The 22,117-nt window shown below is 62.2% G+C and carries 19 protein-coding genes and 1 pseudogene; 4 read left to right on the forward strand and 16 right to left on the reverse strand.

From position 1 onward, the window contains the following. Positions 1–273: 273 nt before the first annotated feature. The 10 genes from ltrA to OGR47_RS19245 all read right to left on the reverse strand — a co-directional run bounded on the left by ltrA (position 274) and on the right by OGR47_RS19245 (position 13,231). Positions 274–1,752, reverse strand: coding sequence for a group II intron reverse transcriptase/maturase (gene ltrA, locus OGR47_RS19195; protein ID WP_165056356.1), 1,479 nt, complete (start codon positions 1,750–1,752; stop codon positions 274–276). Positions 1,753–2,364: 612 nt separating this feature from the next. After that, positions 2,365–3,042, reverse strand: a complete 678-nt coding sequence (locus tag OGR47_RS19200) for an IS6 family transposase (protein ID WP_216697967.1) — start codon at positions 3,040–3,042, stop codon at positions 2,365–2,367. Positions 3,043–3,139: 97 nt separating this feature from the next. Then, positions 3,140–6,013 carry a discoidin domain-containing protein gene (locus tag OGR47_RS19205; RefSeq protein WP_165056282.1) on the reverse strand — a complete coding sequence of 958 codons (2,874 nt, stop codon included), beginning with the start codon at positions 6,011–6,013 and terminating at the stop codon, positions 3,140–3,142. Between the two features lie 244 nt (positions 6,014–6,257). Then, complete coding sequence (gene scpB, locus OGR47_RS19210; protein ID WP_165056284.1) at positions 6,258–6,974, reverse strand: SMC-Scp complex subunit ScpB; 717 nt, start codon at positions 6,972–6,974, stop codon at positions 6,258–6,260. Positions 6,975–7,053: 79 nt separating this feature from the next. Next, on the reverse strand, positions 7,054–8,082 hold the full coding sequence (locus tag OGR47_RS19215) for a DUF1403 family protein (protein ID WP_165056285.1): 1,029 nt from the start codon (positions 8,080–8,082) through the stop codon (positions 7,054–7,056). Between the two features lie 410 nt (positions 8,083–8,492). Further along, complete coding sequence (locus OGR47_RS19220) at positions 8,493–9,536, reverse strand: TniQ family protein (protein WP_216697968.1); 1,044 nt, start codon at positions 9,534–9,536, stop codon at positions 8,493–8,495. Continuing rightward, positions 9,533–10,414, reverse strand: a complete 882-nt coding sequence (locus OGR47_RS19225) for a TniB family NTP-binding protein (RefSeq protein ID WP_165056331.1) — start codon at positions 10,412–10,414, stop codon at positions 9,533–9,535. The genes OGR47_RS19220 and OGR47_RS19225 overlap by 4 nt, the downstream gene beginning before the upstream one ends. Further along, positions 10,407–11,918: a Mu transposase C-terminal domain-containing protein gene (locus OGR47_RS19230; RefSeq protein ID WP_165056332.1), complete on the reverse strand. Its 1,512-nt coding sequence runs from the start codon at positions 11,916–11,918 to the stop codon at positions 10,407–10,409. The genes OGR47_RS19225 and OGR47_RS19230 overlap by 8 nt, the downstream gene beginning before the upstream one ends. 450 nt (positions 11,919–12,368) lie before the next feature. After that, positions 12,369–12,803 carry an RES family NAD+ phosphorylase gene (locus tag OGR47_RS19240; RefSeq protein WP_165056040.1) on the reverse strand — a complete coding sequence of 145 codons (435 nt, stop codon included), beginning with the start codon at positions 12,801–12,803 and terminating at the stop codon, positions 12,369–12,371. Further along, positions 12,803–13,231 (reverse strand): antitoxin Xre/MbcA/ParS toxin-binding domain-containing protein, encoded by a 429-nt coding sequence (locus tag OGR47_RS19245; protein WP_165056041.1) that lies wholly within the window; start codon positions 13,229–13,231, stop codon positions 12,803–12,805. The genes OGR47_RS19240 and OGR47_RS19245 overlap by 1 nt, the downstream gene beginning before the upstream one ends. Positions 13,232–13,307: 76 nt before the next feature. Between OGR47_RS19245 and OGR47_RS19250 the strand changes: the two are divergent. Both OGR47_RS19250 and OGR47_RS19255 read left to right on the forward strand, forming a co-directional pair. Beyond that, positions 13,308–13,460 (forward strand): annotated as a pseudogene (locus OGR47_RS19250) (VapC toxin family PIN domain ribonuclease); the annotation flags it as partial. Between the two features lie 182 nt (positions 13,461–13,642). Then, positions 13,643–14,878: an integrase gene (locus OGR47_RS19255; protein WP_371824448.1), complete on the forward strand. Its 1,236-nt coding sequence runs from the start codon at positions 13,643–13,645 to the stop codon at positions 14,876–14,878. 34 nt (positions 14,879–14,912) lie between these two features. On the opposite strand, the gene OGR47_RS19260 is transcribed toward OGR47_RS19255, so the two are convergent. The 5 genes from OGR47_RS19260 to repA form a co-directional block, all read right to left on the reverse strand. Continuing rightward, complete coding sequence (locus tag OGR47_RS19260; RefSeq protein WP_165056042.1) at positions 14,913–15,110, reverse strand: type II toxin-antitoxin system VapC family toxin; 198 nt, start codon at positions 15,108–15,110, stop codon at positions 14,913–14,915. Between the two features lie 204 nt (positions 15,111–15,314). Further along, positions 15,315–15,524, reverse strand: a complete 210-nt coding sequence (locus OGR47_RS19265; protein ID WP_256367655.1) for a type II toxin-antitoxin system VapB family antitoxin — start codon at positions 15,522–15,524, stop codon at positions 15,315–15,317. Between the two features lie 33 nt (positions 15,525–15,557). After that, positions 15,558–16,895 carry a plasmid replication protein RepC gene (repC, locus tag OGR47_RS19270; RefSeq protein WP_165056044.1) on the reverse strand — a complete coding sequence of 446 codons (1,338 nt, stop codon included), beginning with the start codon at positions 16,893–16,895 and terminating at the stop codon, positions 15,558–15,560. A gap of 171 nt (positions 16,896–17,066) precedes the next feature. Next, on the reverse strand, positions 17,067–18,083 hold the full coding sequence (gene repB, locus OGR47_RS19275; RefSeq protein ID WP_165056045.1) for a plasmid partitioning protein RepB: 1,017 nt from the start codon (positions 18,081–18,083) through the stop codon (positions 17,067–17,069). Continuing rightward, entirely contained in the window at positions 18,080–19,288 is a 1,209-nt protein-coding gene (repA, locus tag OGR47_RS19280; protein WP_165056047.1) for a plasmid partitioning protein RepA, read from the reverse strand. The genes repB and repA overlap by 4 nt, the downstream gene beginning before the upstream one ends. Before the next feature lie 496 nt (positions 19,289–19,784). Here repA and OGR47_RS19285 point away from each other — a divergent pair, with 496 nt between their 5' ends. Further along, a complete protein-coding gene (locus OGR47_RS19285; RefSeq protein ID WP_165056049.1) occupies positions 19,785–20,021 on the forward strand; it encodes an antitoxin in 237 nt (78 codons plus the stop codon). Beyond that, positions 20,018–20,425 carry a type II toxin-antitoxin system VapC family toxin gene (locus OGR47_RS19290; RefSeq protein WP_165056051.1) on the forward strand — a complete coding sequence of 136 codons (408 nt, stop codon included), beginning with the start codon at positions 20,018–20,020 and terminating at the stop codon, positions 20,423–20,425. Before OGR47_RS19285 ends, OGR47_RS19290 begins: the two co-directional genes overlap by 4 nt. Before the next feature lie 431 nt (positions 20,426–20,856). On the opposite strand, the gene OGR47_RS19295 is transcribed toward OGR47_RS19290, so the two are convergent. Further along, positions 20,857–22,026 carry a glycosyltransferase family 4 protein gene (locus OGR47_RS19295; protein WP_165056053.1) on the reverse strand — a complete coding sequence of 390 codons (1,170 nt, stop codon included), beginning with the start codon at positions 22,024–22,026 and terminating at the stop codon, positions 20,857–20,859. Positions 22,027–22,117: the final 91 nt, after the last annotated feature.

Consider the following 22,117-nt stretch of genomic DNA (forward strand, 5'->3'; position numbering starts at 1 on the left):
AGAGATAGCGTTCGCACCGAGCGCGCCAGAACGTCCCTGCCGGGACGTGGGCCGAGCCATTCCGTTTGATGGGATGCACCGCTGCTTCAGCGAAGTGCGTCGTCCACATTTGAAGGCTCTTCCCGCGAAGCCCCATCGTGCGGCGACCGATGTCGACCGCGAAGACGACCCTGCACCCGGCATACGCGTTCGACGCCTCGTTCCCGGTAGGGACGCTCATTGCTGAGCGCCCCCCGGACAGATCCGTACGAGCGGAATTCCCGCATACGGCTCCTACCTCGGGTGTCTGGCGGCGAAGCGCGCGCTCGGCCAGGGATGAAGGATTCTCGGCTTGGGGAGAAATTCGTCGGCCAGTTTCCCCATCCGTTCCCACGGCACGTGCGCCCGCTGGCTGCGGCGCGAAAGCTGCCGACGCCAGAGCGCGGTGACGTGATAGCGGAACGCCGTCAGCGCCAACCCGTTGGTCGGCACGGCGTGATAGGCGAAATAGCCCGAGACGACGCTTGCAAGCCATTTACCCGTTTCCGAGATCGGCCTGTTGGTGCGCCGTCGCAACGCCTCCTTGATGTCTCGAAGCTTCGTCCGCATGCGGTCACCCCGCGACTTCCTTCTGACACGAAAGTCGCCGCGGCGGGTTTGGTCGCATATCAGCACGAAACCCAAGAACTTGAAGGTCTCCGGCTTGGAGCGCCCACGCTTCTTGCAGTTCTGCGCCGCAAAGCGCCCGAACTCGATCAGCCGGGTCTTGTCCGGATGCAGCGATAACGAAAACTCCGCCAACCTGTCGCGCATCGCGTTCCAGAATCTCCGGGCGTCGCTCTCATGCTGGAAGCCGACGACGATGTCGTCGGCATACCGAACCATGATCATGTCGCCCGTAGCCTCGCGCCGTCGCCAGCGTTCGGCCCAAAGATCGAAGACGTAGTGGAGGTAGACGTTGGAGAGCAGCGGCGAAATCACCGAGCCCTGACCCGTCCCCTTTTCCTCAACCGTCACGATCCCATCTTCGAGAACTCCAGCGCGCAGCCATTTCTGGACGAGCCGGATGATGCGCGGATCGCCGATCCGATGCTCCAGGAAGCGGACGACCCATTGCTGGGAAACTTCCGTAAAGAACGATCGGATGTCGGCGTCGAGAATGAAGTTCACCTTCTTGCTGCTGATCCCGACAATCAGCGCGTCCAGCGCATCGTGCTGGCCGCGATCCGGCCGGAATCCATACGAGAACCCGAGGAAGTCTTCCTCGTAAATCTCGCTCAGCACTGCGGCGACGGCTTTCTGTACGATCTTGTCCTCGAGAGCCGCAACTGCAAGCGGGCGCTTGCTCCCGTCGTCCTTCGGAATGTAGCTCCGACGCGACGGCTGCGCCCGATACGCCCCGCCGTGAACCCGCGCATGCAAATCCTCGATCCTGCGATCGAGGTCCTGCTCGTAGGTCCTCCACGTCATGCCGTCCACGCCGGGCGCGGCGGACCGCTTCAGCGCATGAAACGCCGTTTCCAGCATGGCGATGTCAACATGGTGCAGGAGCGCCGTGAACTTCTCCTTCTTCCTTTCCCCTGCGACTTTCCGCACGCGGTCCAGCGCCTGTGACACGCTTCCCCGGTTCTGAGCCCGGCGAGTGCTTTGCTGGTCCGCGTTCCCCTCGGTCTCCGCCCTTGGCTCCGCCGGCTCCGCAGCGGATCGCTCCGCTTTGTTCGCCAGCTTCGCAGCTACTACGGCGGAGTCAGACTTCTCGGGCTCGTCCGTCATCGGCTACGACTCCTCGTCTTCCCGATGCGGGCCTGCGGCGTCCATCCGTAGGCCGAACCCGAGACCTCCCGGTTCCCGTTCAAGGAGCTTCCGCACATGCCAGATTCTCCGACCACGCCGGGCCGGACGAAGGCTCGCATAACGCCTCCGTTCGTGTCGCCTTCCGTGATTTTGACCACGTCGGCGCCCGGGACTATCAAGCTTTCGCGGCTCCATGGCTGGCCTATGCGCTCCCCTGCCGACGCTTCGCCGAAGCCCTCGCGGACGCCGACGCACGGCTCGGGGCCAATGCGGATTGCTACTCCTTCATTGCAGCGGACTTCCACCGCCTACTCCTTGCCGGTCTCCCGGCGCACCAAAATCGCTTGACTTTACAACCGCGATTAGACGACCCCATCAGAACCGACTTTCGCTTTGAACTCTCGCACACGCGCGAAAACGCCGAAACGATGGCGCTCATCGGCGGGGACGAGGCCACGCGAGAGTGGCACCGTGCGAGATTTGATCAGGTCGCTTTCAATTGGCTGCTCATGCAGCCATGATTTCTGCTTAAATTAGGTTCTGTTGCGTTAATTTCCTTAGAGTGTAGTCAGGTTGCTCCTCGGGGGTGTTTCAGGCGGCTAGCGAATAGAACTGTTCTGCGACGGAAAGATTTTCGCCCGCATTGGAAATCATCTGGCGTTTGTTGATCATGTGCATGAGTTCGATACCTTGCAAGGTGGTTCGGGCCGAGCGAAATGATTTGAAACCGAGCATCGGCCGCACCACTCGCTTGACGGCTCGGTCCTGTTCGACGATGTTATTTAGGTATTTGTTCTGCCGCATCTCAATCTCTTGGCTCGTTTCCTCCTTGAGCGCCTCGATGGCTGCGGCATTGGCCCCGCTCTTGTCGATCGTGATCTTTTCCGGCAGACCGTGTTGCCCCACCGCTTTCTTGAAAAAGCGCAGAGCGGCTCTTTTGTCGCGATGGGCTGCCAACAAGAAGTCGATGGTGTGCCCGTGTTTGTCGACGGCTCGGTAGAGGTATTTCCACTGACCGTTGACCTTGATGTAGGTCTCGTCCATCCGCCAACTGTTGCCGACCGCCCGCTTCTCGCCTTTCCGGAAGGCGGCCTCTAACTGCGGCGTGAACTTCTGGACCCAGCGGTAAATGTTGGAATGGTCAACCTCAACGCCCCGCTCGAGCATCATGTCCTTCAGGTTTCGGTAGCTTAGGGGATAGGCGAGGTACCAACGGACACAAAGCAGGATGACGGTCTTTTCAAAGCGTTGTCCTTTGAAGTCGATCATGGGGGTCGATCTAAACGGTGTTGGGCGGGCCCACAGCTTACCCAAACCGCGCCGCCTCCGCTAACGCAACAGAACCATCACTTCGGAGCCTAAGCCATCAGAAGTCGATTACGAGCCTGTTCAGGCTCGACGCCGAGATGACGTCATTATGGATTTCGCACGGCCACCCATCCGCCTGAGCCTTTTTGGCGCCCGGATATCGAAAAGTAATTCTTTCCGGCGCGGGCCCCGTGAGGGTCATTTCCACCGTTGCACGTGACTGCCTGCGCTCCGCTCTGAGATTGACAAGTCCGAAGTTGGTTGGCAACTCACGCAGCGTGATCCCTTCGCCGTCCCACCAGGCATCCGGGACGGCTCGGAAAAGCTCGAGCGTGTTTCCATCTTCCCTCAACAGCATCCGCCGGATCGCGGTTGCGAATTCCGCTCCGATCCATGTGTGCGGCATGTCGCCGATGTAGTCAGGCGATCGCGGCGAAGCCCAGGCGACCTCGGCTGATTGCCGCCACCCACTTGGGCGTCGACAAGCAAGCGCCGCCGACAACAGCCTGAAAGCGTCTTCAAAGCGCCCCAACGACGCGAAGGCGTTGAGGTTACGTATAGCGTAGGGCGGATAGCTTCCGTCGAAATCAGGCCTGCCGAACAGCTTGATGCGCGCCGCAGAGATATCATAGGTCGCCTGGATGAATTCGGCAGGGAGGACATCTTCCACCCGGCAGGGCTCGAAGGCGACGGAGGTCGAAGTTGGATCGACGTCCTCGCGATCGGCAGAGCCATGGATAACGCCGATGCCCAACGCTTCAGTCGTTATGCGTATGGAGCGCGCCAAATTTGCGGCGAACTCCTCGCCTTTCGCCTTCGCACGTGCCGCGACGGCCATGTCGCCGATCTCCGTGGCGAGGTATCCGCAATTTCGCCATGCGCTCAAAGCAAAATAATCATCCCAATAGCTGTAAGATGGTTTGCTGTAGCCCTCATGACTGATGGATGGAGCCAAGAGGCCATGGAACCGTGACTCTGGCGTATGCAATGCATTCGTCCTTGCGCAAAGCTCCTCGATAAATTTGGTCGCCCGTACGACGGGTTCGAAAATCGCGCGTAGGAAACGCTGATCACGCGTAACTCGATAAACGTCGGCGGCTATGCCAACAAACTCACCTTGTGAATCGAATTCGATGTCGCTTCCGTAACCTCTATTGACGCGGCCATCCAGATTCAGGATCGGCGGCACCATGCCGTTCTCATAGATCCGTTTGGAATACCAGACGACATAGGCCTTGGCTTCTTCGGCCAAGCCAGCCCAGAGCAGAGCAAGAGCTTGTGAAGAGCCGTCGCGAATCCAGGTGCGATCGTAATTGCGCGGACCGGGCTTAAAGGCATGACGCGTCGAGTTGATGAGGATAAACGCCGTTTGTGCTTCGACCGTGTCGCTGACTTCTCGGTCGCCCACCGTAATTTTGCGCGGCCCGATCTTGTCCCGCCAAAAGTGAACCACCTTGTCATGAATGAAATTAAAATCCAGGTCCGCGCATGGATCGACGTCGTCCCACATGGGTGACGAGATTACAAAAGCGACGCTCTCTCCCTGACCGAGTAAAAACACGAACTCGCAGGCGGCGCTGAGCAGGCCTGAGCATGAACGAAGGCTTCGAGCGGTCTGCTTGGGCGCGTTCTGGATCAGTCTGACCACGTCTCCATTATCGAAATCCGCGATCGAAACGATGTCGGGCTCGTTCGAAACGGCGAGGTAGACCCTGTCGTTGACCCAGACCGTCCGTTCATTGACGGCGATGGCGTTAATGATGGCGTGGCCGCCATGTTGCCAGTACGGGTTTATCTGGACAGGCCGCACGACCAGGACGAGGGCTCCTTCGAGCGGAAAGCCGCTTCGATTTGTGATGCGGTATTCCACCAACGCCGCGCCGGCATGGGCAAGGGCTGTTGCGTGAAGCTCGACATCCTGCAGGGACCATGTGACGCTTGGTATAGGAAGCGAGCCATCGACAAGGGATTGGCTTACGGCAACGCTGGCGGGCGCTCCATTCAGGATCCCACCCAGCCGCAGCAACGGCGTAATCTGAGGGGATTCAGCTTTCGGCTCCAGATTGCCGTATTCATCGAACAGCGCTTCCTCGGAACGGCTCGTTTCCCCCACCACGGTCCAATAAACCTGACGACCCAACAGAGCCTGCGGGTAAAGATCGGCGCGTCCCGCCTGGGCGCCTCGCTCCAATTGGCCAATCGGCATGCGATCCTTGTTCAGAATACGAACCTTGAGTTCGTTGACGACGGCGCCCTCGGGCGAGCTGGTCGCGTGCACGGTCAGGCGGACATAACGGCTGGTCGCGGAGCGCCACCAGAAGCTATCAATATCGCCATTGCCCGGGGTGATGCGGCCGACCTCGCCAAAGTTTTCGCCGTCGTTGGAGAGATGCACGGAAAAATCGGTCCCGCATGTTTTTCCCCATTCGATCAGCGCCCCCAAGGGATACCGGACGTAGCCGAAATCGACTGTGATGCTCTCGCCGGGGCGGAGAGTGACTGGGGCATAGCCGAGCGCTGCAACACGCCCCTCCTCCACAACCGATGCCGCCTCGGCGGGACTATAAAGGTTGATTTCCACGATCTCGAATGATCGCGCCGGTTCTAGATTGCCGCATATCCAACGCACGAAGCGAGCCGCGACTGGCGGAAAGGAGAAGAGTTCTTGTCCGCCTTCGCCATGGCGAGTCTTACAAAGATGGGCCCAAATTTTGCCGTCGAGCGAGGCCTCGAAACCGTATCTTTTTGGGGCCTGCTTGCCCCAATAAACTTCGAGCCCGCCAAGGATGACGACTTTGCCAAGGTCGATCTCCAGCCAGGGTTTCTCGGAGAGCTCCGGTCGCCAAGACGTGGTATACTTGTCGTCGACGGCAAGCGCGGGGTCGCTGCTGCTGGCCGTGATCCTCCACCGGGATTTGTGCGGAATATTCACAAGGCGCTACTTCGGCTCGTTTGGCCTGACCCTAACAAACGCGCGCGATTTTGTCTCCGCAGCAAGCCTAGGGCTCGATAAAATTCAGCCTCGTGCCGGCGTAGCTTTGTTGCTCTGCGAAGCGAAGCGGTAACGCTCAGAGGACCGTTAGGCGTTGGTTCAACGCAACAAGTGGCCTCAACATTGTTCCGCGCGCGTGAGCAGAGGCCGCGGGCGCCATCTCCGGAGTTTGGGCTCTAAACACTCAAAGTTCGCCGTAGGGTTCATCAAACTCTGGCGTCTCAGGCTGCTCTTCGTCCTCCGCGATCCCAACGTCTACCCCCAGCACGCCGTCGAGTTCCATGCCGATGTCGTCGTTTTGCTCTGGCCGCGTCAGCCCGCCCGCCTCCAACGCTTCAAGGTCCGGCAGATCACGGAGGCTTTCGAGTGCGAAAATTTCGAGGAAACGCTTGGTCGTCACCCAGGAGATCGGCGCGCCTAGCGCCGGCGCGCGCGGTCCGGCGTCGATGACGCCACAGCTCTTCAGCCGGCCGATGACGTCGCGGCTGATCTCGCGCCCGGCAAAGCGGGACAACGCACCGCGGGTGATCGGCTGTAGATAAGCGATGGCCGAGAGCGCGACCATCTCGAGCTTAGTGAATTCCGGCGCCCCGACATGCTTGGCGCCGTCGAGGGCGCGCAGCGCCGCAGCGTGGCGCGGCCGTGTGCGGAATTGCCAGCCGCCGGCGACGCGGACGATCTCATAGGGCCGCGGGCGCAGCTCGGCGTCGATGTCGGCGAGAAGATCGTCGAGCCGGCAGGCGGCGCCGACGAGCTGGGTGAGCGTCTCGCGCGGGACCGGCGTCGGGGAGGCGAAGATCGCCGCCTCGACGCGCCCCATCCATTCCCGCCAGCGCAGACTGTCGGGAAGCTCGGCGAGCCCGCGGTCGAATTCCGCAGACGGGTTGCGGCGGCGGCTCATGGGCGCCCGCCCGACGGACGGGACGAGCGAAGGGCTTTCCAAGATTCTCGGCCGGCGCGCATCTGTCGTGGGTCCCCTGTCACAGTCCGTAGATCCTGAAACTTTCGCGCCCGGTCAGCTCGCGCGCGCCGCCGAGGTCGACGAGCCGGTCGAACAACCGCCGCGCCGCGCGATCCGACATGCCGGTCGCCCGGGCCGCGGCGGCGGGCGTGACGCCGTCGTCGGCGAGCAGCAGCGCGACGACGCGGCCAGCGGGCTTGGCGCGCAGTTTTGGCAGGAGGGCGACGAGCGTCGTCGCCCTCCGCTCGAGATCGACGGCGGCGAGATGCACGTCCGCCGCGGCGCGCGCATAGGCGCGCAGCGCCGCGCTCGGCCACCCAGAGTCACCGGGGCGCAAGCGCCGCCCCGTCGCATCGCGCATCTCACTGACCCGCGGGGCCAGCAAGGCGAGCGGTCGATCCCAGCCGAGTCGTTTTGCGAGCACCAGATCGGCCGCCCAGAGCGCCAGGAGCTCGGCGGTCTCGGCGCGCGCGCCGTCCGCCCCTGCCCGGCGCGCAATTGCCGCCGCCGCGGCGATCGATCGCCCGAGCGGCTCGCGGGCGCCGACGACATGGGCGCGAACGATCTCGACATAGGCCGTCACGTCGCCACTCAGGCCCAGCAGCTCCCCGGCGCGTTCGACGTCGTCCTGGTCCCCCTTGAACCGCGCCGCCCCGAACAAGCGAAACAGCGCGTAGAGGCGGCCGGCGGGGCTGAGCGCCGCCGCCGGGGCGGCGAGCGCTAGCGCGTCGCGCAAAGCGGCGTCATCCTCGCGCAGACGCGCCGCCTGCGCGCAATGCGCCGCCGCGGCGCGCGCCTGGCGCGCCCGCAAGACGCCCAGGAACGACGGCGCCTCCCCCTGCCCGCCTGTGACGACGGCGTCGAGCGCGGCGAGACTGGCGCCGGCGAGGACGGCGGCCTCGACGTCGGACATGCTGTCGAGCGCGCCGGCGGGGGCGCGCGCCCATTTCGGAAAGGCGTTTGCTGGCAAAGCGTTGCGCCCCGCCTCGTCTGCGCCGGCGGCGGGTTTTTTGCGGGGACGGTGAGCGAATGGCGCGAGGGCGGTCACGGGAGCGGCGCGGAGAATCGACGTGCATGAGCCTAGCCGACTGCGGCGCTTATGCAAGCACTTTTGATTAAAAACCGCCGCTCTTGTCGTCTACTATTTATGTCCGATAATGTGCGCTTATCGGACACATTGGGAAACCCCCGCTAGATTGGCCGCTAAGCCCCTTTTCGGCCGCCCTCAGCGCGCCGAGGCGTCGGATTTTAACGCCCGATGTCGGCCCGTCGCGAATTGTGAGATTCGGGCGGTTTCTCGAATTTTTGGCGCATGATTGTGAGACTGGCGGCGCACAATTGTGAGACCGGCGAGTCGGAATTAATGAGACTGAGTCGGGTGTCGGCGAGCCATAATTTGTGGAATTTGCCGTTCGACGTGGCCAGCCCGCTCATAATTTCGGGATTTTGATTCACAATTCATGGGACAAAACGAGCCGAAATTTGTGGGACTCGCGCATAATTTATGGAACTGCGCTGCAAACGCCTCGGTCGCGGAGGTTTTCGGGCCGCCTTGGCGTCGGTCAGGCGCCGCAACTCGACGTCGATGCGCCGACGCGTCGCATAGGGCCAGGACTCCAAAATTCGGCGTAGGCTCGTTTCCCCCTCGGCGTCGGCCGCCGCCAGCGCCGCCGCGGCGTGTTCGACGGGGTTTTCGGTCAGGCGCGCCACGCCGACCGCCAAAGCGTAGTTCTGCAAGAGCGAGCCGCACGCGAGAGCGGCGAGCCCAGGGCGAACCGGCTTGGCGAGGACAGGCGCGAAGCGATTGTATTCCGGCGCCACGACGAGCAGAGCCTGTCGGGCGATCGGCCGGGTCAGAAAGGCGTGGTTGGCGCGCCGCGCCTCCAGCGAGAGCCGCGGCTGCTCCGCCAGGGACGGCGGCGACGGACGACGATAGGAGGCGGTGAGGAATCGCAGCAGATCTGGAACCGTCGGCGCGCCCGTCTCGCCGACGGCGTCGCGATCCTCGGCCCAGGCCGCCAGCCGGGCGGCGCCGCGCCTGGCGAGAGGATCGAGGCGTTCGAGAACGCTTTCGGGAAGAAAGCTCTGCATCGGCCGCTTGTCGCGCGCCCACAGCCGGACGCCGTGCACGGAACACCAAAACGTCCAGGGCAGCGCCGCGTTCTTGCGGCCGATCGCGGGGGTCTTGGCGCAGCGCGGACAAAAATATCTGGCGCTCGGCGCGATCAGGAAACGGGCGTGCGGCGCCAAAGCGGCGAATGTCATAGCGTCGATCGTTTGCGCGCTCAACCCGACGCGCACGCCGATCAAGGCCCCCTGCTCCGCCGACAGGCCCTGTTCCAGCGTCAGCGCCGAGACTTCCGCGGTCCCGAAATGGGCGAGGAGCGCATTCGCCGACATGCCGTAAATCCCCGCAACCCGCGACAGCCATGACGACAGGCGCTCCTCGGCCGCCGGTCGCGGCGCGACAGGGAAAAGCGAGGCGAGCGCCTCTGCCGTCAAACGGCCTCCCCCAGGAGCGACGATGTCGTTTTGGCGTCCTCGAAATCGGATCCCATGATCCGCTCCTCGCCGCTCACGATGGCGGCGACGGCCAGCCGCGTCATCAACGAAAAGATCGCCGCCGTGACGCCGCCCGTCGTCTCGAGGATGCTTTTGAGCGCCCGCTCCCCGATCTCGCTTTCCCGGCGCAATGGCAGAGTGCGCTGCAAACTTCCGATCAACGCCGCGAAATCCTGGTCGTTCCGCCAGGGCGGGAGGGCGATGGCCTCGAAGCGGCGCACCAGTTGTTCGTCCGTCCTGAGTGAATTGCGGGCTTGCTGGGTGCCGACGCAGACGAGCGGAATGCGCAGCTCGTTGCCCAAGAACCGCAGCATGTTGAGAAACCGCGCCTGCTCGCGCACAGTCCCCGCCCGCAGACTATGGACCTCGTCGATGACCAGCATGCCAGGCTGCGCCTGCTCCAACACGCGCAGCGCCGCGTTCTCCAACGCGCCCAGCGTCGGTCGGGTCGGCTCCGGCGCGCCGATCGCCGCCAGGAGCCGCTTGTAAAAGCGGGCTTCGTCCGGACCTGAGACCATCTGGACAAGCACGACCGGCATGCGCTTGAGCCCGTTGACGGCGTCGAAATGGGCGGGGTGATCGCGCGCGAACTTTTCGACGATCATCGTCTTGCCCATGCCGGATTCGCCGACAATCAACAGATTGGGCATGCGGGCCCGCCGCGGAAACGAGATGAGGTCCTCGAGCATCGTCAGCGCCTGCTGCGCCCGCGGGTAGTTGATCCACCGGTCCGCGCGAATCCGGCGGAGGCGCTCGTCCGAACTCAAGGCCGCGACCGGACGGCTCGAGGCGAACAAATGCTCAAAATCCTCAGTCATCCCATTCCTCCACCTCGAAATAGGGCAGGACCAGCGGCGGGTCCGCCGCCCGCGGCTCGGCGGCCTGCGGGACCTGGATTGTCTTCGGCAGCGACGAACTGGGACGCCGCGCCGCATCGCGCCGCATCGCCTTGGTGGTGCGCACCGCCTCGTCCACCAGGGCGCGCTGAGCGAGGATCGTCGAGAAGATCAGTTCCTCGTCGACCGCCCGGCGGCCCGCCTCGCGCAAGGCCCGCAACGCCGCCCGCTGCTCCCACAGCGCGATGGAAGGCCGCGTTCGATCGGCCGGGCGCGCTTCGAGATACCCCTCCCCCACCCGCACGAAGACCACCGAGAGGTCGCGCGGATCGTATTTCACCGTGAGTTTTTCGGGGCCCCGCCCCATGTGCCAGCGCAGCTCGTCCGACCAGTAGCGGATGTGATGGAGATGCAGGCCGTCGCGCTGCAAAACGCGCTGCTCGGCGGGAAGGAAATCGATCAGGAACCGCCTGACGTCGCTGGGCATGCGCACCGCGACCTCACCGATGCGAGCCCGCCAGACCGCCGCCGGCGGCGCCCCGAGCGCCTTGTGGATCCGCGCTTGATAAGCCCCAACAATTTCAAGGGCGAAATAGGTCTCGAGCTCGCGCAAGGTCATCACCGCCTGCCGCTCCGGATCGAGATCGCCGCGTTCGCGGATGTTGGAAAAATGCGACCCGGGAATGAGATGGACCGCCCCCATCATCGTCCCGATCAGCCGCTCGATGTGGCCGCCGAAACGAGGCGTTCCCGGCGGCCGATAAACGAGGTCCACGCCGTGTTCGGCGCAGGCGCGCTCAAAAGCCAGCGCATGGAATTCGGCGCCATTGTCGACATGGATGATGCGGGGGATTCCCCGCGCCGGCCACTCCGCCTCGATCCCGCGCGCCGCCAGCCAACGCGTCTTGTCCATCACCGCATGGGTCAGACACAGCGCGACCGCCGCCAGCGAGGGCGGATCGAGCGACAGATGGAAGCCCATCGCCATCCGCGTGGCGACGTCGATCGCCAGCGTCAGCGTCGGCCGGCCAATGGGAAGCCGCGTGATGGGGTCCACGACGGTCACATCCACCTTGGTGTGATCCATCTGCACGATCGCCAGTGGCGCGGTCGCCTCCAGCGTTCCCGGCGTCGCCAGAAAAACCGGCTCCGACTTGCCCTTGCCTTCCCGCTGTCGGAGCAGTTCGGCCTCGTCCTGGCGATCGAGCCAGCGACGCAGACGGCGAATGGACGGAACCGGGAATCCCTGGCGTCGACAATCGGCGGCGACCTCGGCCCAGAACCGCGTCAACGTGGGACGCCGCCGCGTCGCGTAAAACTCCCGAAACCGCTTCAACCACCGAAACAACGTCGTCCGGCCGACCCCGAGCGCGGCCATGGCGTCGCGGATTTGCTCGCCCGAAGGCCGCTCCGGCAGCTTGGAGAGAACCTCCGCCCGCCGTTGCGCCGCCGCCCATTCGTTCGGGTCGATGTCGCCAATATCCATGGACCGCCTTGCTGTCTCGCAGCAATCTGGTTCCACAAATTACGAATCAAACTCGACGCCAGTCCCGAAAATTGTGAATCAATCCCGAAATTATGCAACAGCAAAGTCCAAAGATTCCAATGACCGGGAGTCCCAGAAATTCCGACAATCCGACACTCCGGACGACGATCTGAATGGCAACGACAGCGGCGGCGGACCGATCGCCGCCGAGCGGCCGCTGTCGCCCCATCTCGCCGCGCTCTCCGAAAAAGCCCGTGATTACGCCCGCGCCGCCCGCGCGGAAAACACCCAGCGCGCCTACGACGCCGACTGGCGGCACTTCGCCTCCTGGCTGCGCCGACAGGGGCTCGATCCCCTGCCCCCCGACCCGCAAACCGTCGGGCTGTACCTCGCCGCCTGCATGGACGAGGCGCCCGACCGGCCGCCGCGTGGATTAGTCGCCTCCCGGCCTCAGCGGGGACGCCAGAGGCGTTCGTCGAACGAGAATGGTCTGATTGCGGCAGTGGCTGCGCGCGCCGCGCTCGGATGGGCGACGTTGATCAGGATGTTTGCGCTCTCCGGAATGATGAAGGAAGGAACTTTCAAAAGCGCAGATGCGCCGGCGGCGAGCCAGCTGTCTCCGATCGCGATCGGATCGGGCGGAATATCCCTGATTTCTTCGCGCGAGAGGTCTCCCGGGAGATTAATCTCCATTAGGACGTAATCGTCCGGAAGCACTGTCCAGTCGAGATCCAGATGGACCCGGACTTCGAGGACTGCGAGGGCCGCCGTTTCCGCTGTGTAGACAACCGGCCATCCTGGAGAGTTCCAGCGACCGCCATGGAGGCGGGCGCCGTCGCCGGACAAGTCGGCGAACGGCTTGCGACAGATTCTCCAGACATTCATCAGGCCGCTAGACCGTAGTCGATCCTGGCAAGGAAATGCTCGACTTGGCGGCTGCCCTCGCTCGTGTCCAGAAGCGAGATCGGCGCATCGCCATCGAAGGCGGTAGTCGGTCGGCGAAGCCAGCGAGACGCCTTTTCCTTGGATCCGAAAGTCGTCTCGGCGACCGCGATGACGCGTGCGACGCGGATGAGCCGATCAGACTGGTCAGGCGTGAGTGTCCCGATTTTCCGCCTGTGGGCGAGCGTCTTCCGCGGAAGAACGATTCTGTCAACCTCCGTTGGGGTGAGCCGACCCGACTTCACGATCTCGTCTAGCGCCGCGACCGGAAGTCCGCGCCGAGTCGCCTCGGCGGCCTCGCGGCTGTCCGTCGCGCCGATTTCGAGGATCGCGCCGACCTTGGCGAAATCGAGAGCGTTGCCGCCGGACATGAGCGGTCTCCATAGAAGTAAGGCGATATGCCGTTTAGATAGGGTCAATTCGCCATTACGGCAAGTCACTGATCTGTCGACGCGCGCTGCTGGAAAGGGCTTCCCCACACCGGAGGGCTATATCGCCGCCATAGCTGCGTCGCACGATTTCGTACTCGCCTCCCGCGACGCCAGCGCATTCACGGCCGCCGGCCTCAATGCGATCGACCCATGGACCATGAGCGCCTGAACTGCTGGTTTCTGCGCCAACCGATCAGCACGGCGAGTGAAGCGTCGAGGCCCAGCCCAGGGACCGGACGCGCCGGCATGCTTTTCGCCGCCGGCGCTGCTTGCGTCTTCCTATTCGGAAATGCCAGTCTCATACCTGAATCAATCTCATAACTGGGCCTCTCGTAGGGCCTTGAAAGTCGAATGGTGGAGTCTCGACAATTCCATCCTTCCGACACAGACCGCGCCGAGGCGTCGGATTTTGGGCCCGAACTGCCCCTACCCGCCGCGCGCCGGCCGAACGAGGATGAGATGGCCAAACCGGGCGACGATCTGGACAGCGACAAGTGCGGCGGCGGACTTATCGCCAGCGAGCGGCCGCCTTCCCCCCATCTCGCGAGGCTCTCGGAAAAGGCCCGCGATTACGCTCGCGCCGCGCGCTCGGAAAACACCCAGCGCGCTTACGACGCCGACTGGCGGCACTTCGCCTCCTGGTTGCGCCGGCAAGGCCTCGATCCCCTGCCTCCAGACCCGCAAACCGTCGGCCTCTATCTCGCCGCTTGCATGGAGGGGTCGCCTGGTCTCGCCCCCTTGAGCGTGTCGTCGCTCGAGCGCCGGCTCTCGGGCGTTTGCTGGCGTTATCGCCAGCTTGGGTCGCCACTCGACACGTCGGATCGCCATATTGCGACCGTGCTCGCCGGCATTCGCCGCACCCATGGCCGCCCGCCAGCCCAAAAGGAAGCGATCTTCGCCGACGACCTGTTAGCCATGCTGGCGGCGCTTCCGAACGATCTGCGCGGCCTGCGCGACAAGGCCATTCTCGCCATCGGCTTCGCCGGCGGTTTGCGCCGCTCCGAAATTGTCGGCCTCGACTGCGGCCCGGATCAGACCGAAGACGGAATCGGCTGGATCGAGATTTTCGGCGCCTCGAAGACGCCAAACGGCGCCGCGTCCTGGGCCGCGGAAGGCGGCCAAGAAACCGGGTCGGAGCCAACCGGCGACGGCGGCCTGCTGCTGACCATCAACGGCAAGACCGGCTGGCGCGAAGTCGAAATCGGCCGCGGCTCTTCGCCGGTCTCCTGCCCCGTCGCCATGCTGGAGACTTGGATGCGGCTCGGGCGGGTTAGTCACGGGCCGGTGTTTCGTCCCGTCACCCGCAAAAATGCCGGCGTCTCGCCGGAGCGGCTGACCGACAAGCATGTCGCGCGGCTCGTGCAAAAGACCGCGCTCGCCGCCGGCATCCGCGGCGATCTCCCTGAGGGCGAGCGCCGCTTGGCCTTCTCCGGCCATTCGCTCCGCGCCGGCCTCGCCTCCTCGGCGAAGATCGAAGAGGCGCATGTGCAGAAACACCTCGGCCACGCTTCGCCGGAAATGACCCGCCGCTACCAGCGCAAGCGTGATCGTTTCAAGGTCAATCTTACCAAGGCCGCGGGGTTGTAAATCCACTCTCGCGCGCCTCGCGCATTCGCGAGGTCTAAATCGCCGCCGTCGCAATGTCGGTTTTCGAAAAATCCTCGACCTTGAACAGCAACGGCGCGTGAGGCGCCTTGGTGCAGGCGTAGGACAGGCAATCACCAAGATTTAGCCGAGCTACATGCTTTCCTTTGCCGAAAGTCTCGAAATAGGCGACGGAGATAGCACCCATCTCGTCGTTGATCGCCAAGCTCGACAAATTTGTCTCTCCAGAAAATCATCGAACAAGGCGGCGTTCGCTTGCGCGGGCGCAATATCGAGCCGCGACGCTAGCAACATGCACGCTTCCAGCCTACGACCAGCGAGGTGAATCGGCGCTCCGAAGCTCCGAGCAGTTGCGCGAATTCGGCGGCGTCAGGTTCGCCGCAAATAATGGCGATGATCGCGGAAGTGTCCACAAACATCACTGTCCCCAAATTTCGTCGATTTCCTCGTTGGGGACCTCGCGACCCTCTGGGCCAGCCAGTCGCCGCGCCTTTTCGGCTAAACGGGCGAGCCGGTCGGGCAACGAAACCGTCTCCCGTTCCCGTTTCACCTGGTTCTCCAACGCCACAATAATGACCTCCGTCATTGCGGTTTTGGGTTGAGCGGCGAGTGCTTTGCCCTCGCCCAGCTACGCTAGCGCCCACGCGCAACTCGCCTCGGATCACCCTGCCCTTTTCCGCTCGCGCGTCGTTTTCGCAGCCTTCCCGCGCAGCAACGCCATCAGCACCGGGCCGAGCGAGAATTCCCCCGCCCTTGCCTTGGCGGTCAAGACGCGCAGATAGCCGCCTGCGGACTTGATTTCGTCCCCGCGCTGCAGGATGGCGGCGATGACGATCGAGGCGTCATGCTCGCCCAAAACGTCGAGCGCCTGCGACCAGGCATCTGGCGAAACGCCTAAGGCCGATCGCACGATGGTCGACGCGTCGATCAAATCGCGCCAGCAAGAAATCTCGGCGCCCTTGGCGTAATCGATGATGTCGGGGCAAGCTTGCAGCACCATGCCGAGCGGATAAGCTCGCGGCGAGGCGGTGCGATCACCTCCCAGATTGGGATTGGGTGGCGGCACTTCCCCCGCCCCTGCCCTGTCGGCTTCCGCTCGATGAACCATTGGCCCGGGCGGTTCGGCCCTGCCTTCTCGAAGGCAAGGTTCAAGGTCAGAAATGTTTGTGGTTTGATTCTGTATATGACGCTCAATTTGAGACTCATTGCCGCTTATATTTTGGCGTTTTACGTGATTTTCGAGATCGTTATTGATTTCACCGGCGAGCGCCGCAAACTCCTTCGCCATGGCCTCCATGTCGGCCCGCGTCATTCTGCGCGCTAAACGGCTAGTCAGCGCTTGATAGTCGCCGTGGCGGGCCTCCCAGTCGCCGGAAACGCCCTCTTCCATCCCGGTCTCAATCATTTTGACGATGTCGCGCCTGATGAGCGTGAGTTTCTCGCGCAGCAACGCGATGGCGCGGGTCTCAACCCGGACCTCTTCGGCCAGATTTTCGATCTCTTGGGCACGCGCGACAAGCGGCGTCAGATCGAAGCCGAAGGCCTCGTCAATTTCGCCCCTCTCCCCCCGTCTCGCGAAGCGTTTGCCGTTTGGCGAGTCCCGCCGGATGATCAAGCCGGCCTCGACCAGCGACGCCAGATGCCGCCGCAGAGTCGCCGGCGCCATCCCGTGGGCGCGGATCGAAAGTTCTTTGTTGGAGGGGAACACTACGAGGCCCGGGGGAGGGGTATCATCCCTCTTCCCTTCTGCCTTTGTAAAGTTTTCGGGTACCGTTAGCGCGGTCTCTTGATGGAAACTCAGCAGCGCATGCAGCACCGACAGCGCGCGGTCGGTGACGCCGAGCGCTCCTTTGGCTTCAGTGAGGGCTCGAAATAGTCGCCATTTATGGACGACTGTCTCGTCAGCCTTCGCGAGGAAATCGCGTGTGACCGTCTGCGCCGCAACCATAGCAAGCGACAGCGATCGCCGCCCGAAAGGCGTCGTTGGATGTGTGCCCATGATCTTTTGCCTTGTTTAGGCAAAAGAAATCCGCTCGCCGAAACGGCGTTGTGTCTTGACAGAGATTCGCGGAAGTGAGATTCTCAATTTGCTTAAGATCGAGAAGGGCTTCCGGGACGTCGTTTCGGGGGCCTTTTTCTTTTGCTGGCGATGCTCCTTTTCGCCAAAACCTCATTTTTCTTTCGAATGCCCGGGGCTTCCGAAAGAGCGAAACTCCTCCAACAACTCCGGCATACGATTGGTAAGGAATTCCGCAAATGCGTTTCCTGCCGAGTTCGTCACCGTTACTTTCACGTCTCGCTTAGAGGCGCGAATTTCTGCAATTGGCCGCCCTGCGGCATCCTTGACCGCGATCACGGATGGCGAAGCGACTTTATCCAGGCTGTGTTGCTTTGCTGCATTCAACAAGAGCGCAAAACGATGGTCTCCGTCTGCCTTGATGAAAGCCGGAGTCGTGGCAATGGATTGAGCGCGCTCTATAGCGCCGCTGTTTTGAAGAGCGTCAGCAAGTTCCTGCCATCGCCCACGCCCGATCTTCGGAGCCCGCCCAACGACGGCAATCAATGCATCGGGGACTGTCTTAGCGACGGAAATGAGCTTGGAGGCTTCGGCCCGATCGATGGCGAGCGCCTGCTGGATGATTGACCGACTCCGCCCCGCAACTTCCAGCCTCAAGGCGAAAACGGCTCGCTCGATGAAGCTTAGGTCCTCTCGAGCTGAATTCTCGAGCCCTTGTGCGACGACAAGCTCATCATCATTGAGCTCACGGACGATGGCCTTTACCGGGCGCCCTAGCAAGTGTGCCGCCCGAATACGGCGGTGACCAAAGGCAGTTTGGTAGCGACCGGGAGCCTCTGCACTTTTCCGCAAAAGAACGGGAATTTCTTGTCCGCGCTCGGCAATCGACTGCTTAAGCGTTTCGAAAGAGCCATCCTCCTCCTGAACGAACCGGTCAGCGAAAGGGGAGGGATCAATCAGGCTGGGGTCGATATCAACGACCCGCTCGCCCTCCGCAATACGGGCTCGCAGGAGCTCGTTCTCTCTCTCGATTTCCGAGAAAGTGTCCTTGATCGACCGAACAGCGCCCGCGGCGACCCGACGGGGCTCGGCCTGATTGTTGTCAGCAGACAACACTGGACTGGGCGGCTGGGCGAATAAGGATCGAATGGTATCGGTGCGTTTGCTCATCGCCGCCATACCTTCTTTATGAGCCCAAGAATTTCATTATTGACGCCGTTGACCGATTCAAGGGCCCGATCATACGCCCCGCGCCCCACAGATCCTTTGTCGAGTTCGTAAAGCGATTGCTTAGTGAGACCCGCATTGGCGATGGCGGTTGATTTCCAGGCCGTGGCGCCAAGCACATCTTCGCCAAAGAGGTTTCGGAGCAGGGCGACGATCTGCGTCTCAGGCACATCGTTCGGATCGTGGCGCGTCACCACGTATCGAATGAAGTCATAATCCAGCGAGCCTCCGGCCTCCTCGATTACCGTCATAACGTCGGAGGTCATCAGCAGGAACTGGTTCATCGAGGCGACGTCCACCATCTGCGGATGGATGGTGACGAGCATTGCTGTTGCAGCGTGAAGCGCCCCCATCGTGAGATAGCCGAGCTGCGGAGGGCAGTCGATCACCACGACATCGAAGTCGTCCGCCACTTCCGAAATCGCGCTCCCCACGCGGCGAAAGAATACGTCACTGCCGCGAAGGGAGCGTTCGGCCATGGCGCGAGGGGTATGATGCTCGAACTCCATCAATTCGAGGTTCCCTGGCACCAGAGAGACGCCCTCGAAATAGGTGGACCGCACGACCTCACGCATCGGGCGACGCGCCTCATCATAGCGCAGGGCGCCGTAAAGCGTTTCCCCTTCGCCGAGATCAAACTCGGGCTGAAAGCCAAACATCGCCGAAAGAGACGCCTGGGGATCGAGATCGATCGCCAGAACCCGGTATCCTTCGAGCGCAAGGAACTGCGCGAGATACAGCGCTGTTGTCGTCTTGGCGGACCCACCTTTGAAGTTGGCGACGGCTATGACCTGGAGCTTGTCTTCCGGAAGACGACGCGGCAGGAAACTCGTCGCCTCCTTCGGTCTTGCAGTCGCAAGGTAACTCCGAAGTTCGCCAATTTGCGTTGGGGTGTAAGATCGACGCCCTCCCGCAGAGAGGGAAGGGGAAGGCCCAAGCCCGTCGAGCGATAATTGTCTGAGGTATCCGTCGGACACGCCGAGGAAACGCGCCACCTCTCCCGACGAGAAGCTACGAAGAGTCTTTCTCGATGATGGAGGGAAAAGCGTTACGCTCAGCGCCTGCATCTGCGCCGATAACACCTTGGCGTGCCGCGTCATGCGCGCGAGCGCATTCTCGGAAGAGCGTTGAGCAAGCTGGGCGATCATCGGTTGAGACGGTTCCTGGCCGTTAAACGGATTATTACCGTCTGCGAATAAACTCCGATTCTCTGCGGCTTTGCAAGAATTAAACGGTTAACGAAACGCTAATGCGCAAAGCAGCTCGCTAAATACAGGGGCTAAACGCCGGCCCAGCAAGAGAGCAGGGGGCGGGGGTCCGGGTCCCCGCTTAGGGACGATAGAGACGCAGCGAAGTCCGATTTGGAGCATGTGACGCGGGCGGCTCAGGACCTTGATTTGGAGGAAAGGCGCGCAGGGCAGGGAGGTCAAATTCGACTTGTAATCCGCGAATTCGGACGCTCGAACTGAGCGGCCGCGCAAAAGAACGCGCGCTGACATCCAGTCTGCGAGTCGCCAACACGCAAGCCGCGGCCGACGCCAATGCGTATCTGCAGGCGAAAATTACGGATCTCGACGGGCACAACAGATCTTGCCATCGAGCCCCACAAGGCATATGTTATAGGCATATGCTATGAGGCGTCGCATGAGTGCAGTCAGACACGTAAAGCTATTCCGAAATGGTCGGAACCAGGCGGTGCGGATTCCAGTCGAATTCGAACTCCCGGGTGATGAAGCGATCTTGAGGCGTGAGGGAGACCGGCTCGTTCTCGAGCCAACGCGCAAGCGCGGGCTTTTAGCCTTGCTGGAGACGATGCAACCCGTCGAAGAAGATTTCCCCGAGATCGAAGATCGTCCTCCACCTGCAGAGAAAATATTTTGACCCGCTATCTGCTGGACACAAATATCATTTCTGATTTGATCAGGCGCCCCAGCGGGGCGGTTGCGAGCCATATAGCTCGGGTGGGCGAAAAGAATGTTTGCACCAGCATCATTGTGGCCGCCGAGCTTCGCTATGGATGTGCGAAAAATAGTTCCAAGCGACTCTTACAGGCCGTCGAAAGTCTTCTGGGAGAACTGGATGTGCTCTCATTAGAAGAGCCAGTCGATATGGAATATGGGCGAATTCGAGCGCAGCTCGAACAAAAAGGAAGTCCGATCGGGGGGAATGATCTGCTGATCGCAGCCCATGCGCTCGCGGTCGATGCAACGATCGTGACGGCGAATGTAAATGAATTCGCAAGAGTCGAAGGCTTGAAGGTCGAAAACTGGCTTGCCGCCAAGTGAGTGCTGAGCCACGAACGGGTCCCAACGAGCCTTTGAGGAGCCGCGTTAACCGCTCCGTTGGACGGGCTGAGTCCGGAAAGATCCGTCATTTGGTGGTTTCCTCTGAAGACAGACCCCGGACCGGCACGCGCTTCAGCGCTTCTTGCATCTTTCATAGGTCGTCGCGGCGGCGGCGCACATTCCTGCCTCAGGCCCGTGCACATTCGGTCGATCATCCGGGGTCACGTCTTTCAGAGCCGCGGCTGGATCGCCCGCGCTAAAGGGCGGGGCAGGGCGGTCGACGAGGAGCTGGCATAAACCGGCGAGATAGCTGCTTTATACCAAGGGAGTGCTCTACCACTGAGCTACTGCAGCGCTGAGTTCCCCAAATGGGCCTTCGGCGACCCAAAGGTACCCGCTAAGCCAGGGCTACTTTTTCCAAGCGATTCACATCAAGGGCGCGGCGGCCTCTCCCCCGCCTTTTCCGCCCATACCTGCCGCAGAAGCATTTCATAACGCTTGGCTATCGCGGGCCACCCGAACTGTTGCGCCGTCGCATAGGCCCCCTCGCGCAGCCGCGACAACAGAGCGGGATCCTCCAGGACGCGGCCTATTTTTTCTGCAATATCGACCCCATCGGGCTCAATCGCGAAGCCGTTCGCGCCGTCCTCAAGATAGTCTTCTATCCCGCCGACCATCGTCGCGAAAATGGGAACACGGCAGGCTAGCGCCTCCATGCAGACCAAGGAGAATGTTTCATAGGCTGTCGGCAGGACGAAGGCGTCCGCTGCGGAATAGAGGGCTGGCATATCCGACCGAGCGCCAGCAAAGATCACACGGCCATCAGCTCCGACCTCGGTCGCCTGCTTCTTGTAGGGTTCGGTTTTGTCGGAGCCGATGACGAGCAAGCGAACATCGGACGGAAGCTTGCCCAGCGCATCGATCACATGGCGAAGGCCCTTGCGTTCGAATTCATGGCCGACGAATAGCAGCAGCGGAGCGTAGCTTGGGATATTGAACTCGGAGCGGATGCTCGCGCGGTCGGCTTCCGACGGGCGGAACCGATCGAGATTGATCCCGTTTGGAATGACGACGATGCGTTCGCGAGGGACATTGTGAAGCTCCATGAGCTCCTGTACCACGCGCTGCGATACGGCCACATATCTGCGAAACCGAAGCCCGTCGATCATCAGAAAATCCCGGGCGCTTACCCAGTAATGCATGGGATTCAGGCGCCACAATTGGCGGCCGTTGCGTGACTTCGCCGCGAGACTCGCTTTGTTGACGGCGTGCACGACGACAATGTCGCCGGCCAGGGTATCTCCATGGCTGACTGTCACCGCATCCTTCTGGCGACGAACCTCCAGCGTCGCCGCTATCGTAAAGATCGGGACGACGACCATGCGTCCGAAATATTGCCCCCAACGGCCCCGCGTCGGAATTTTCGTGAGCCAGGGCGTGATGAGTCGGACCTGCATTTCCTCCGCAGCGGGAGCGATGCGCGCAATGACCGTCGAAGGGACGCCCTCGGCCTCCCAGGCGCGTTGAAGTTCGAAGGCGACGGTCTCGACGCCTCCCGCCGTGCTGAATTCCTGCACGACTTGGAGTATCCTGAAGCCCATCCCACCCTCTCCATGCCTGCCGGGGCTCAAGCGCGCCGTTGAAAAAAATTGCCGCGCTACTGCTTAAAAAAATTTCCCGGCGAGGCCGCGA

The organism is Methylocystis sp. MJC1 (genome assembly GCF_026427715.1).
Classification (GTDB): Bacteria; Pseudomonadota; Alphaproteobacteria; order Rhizobiales; family Beijerinckiaceae; genus Methylocystis.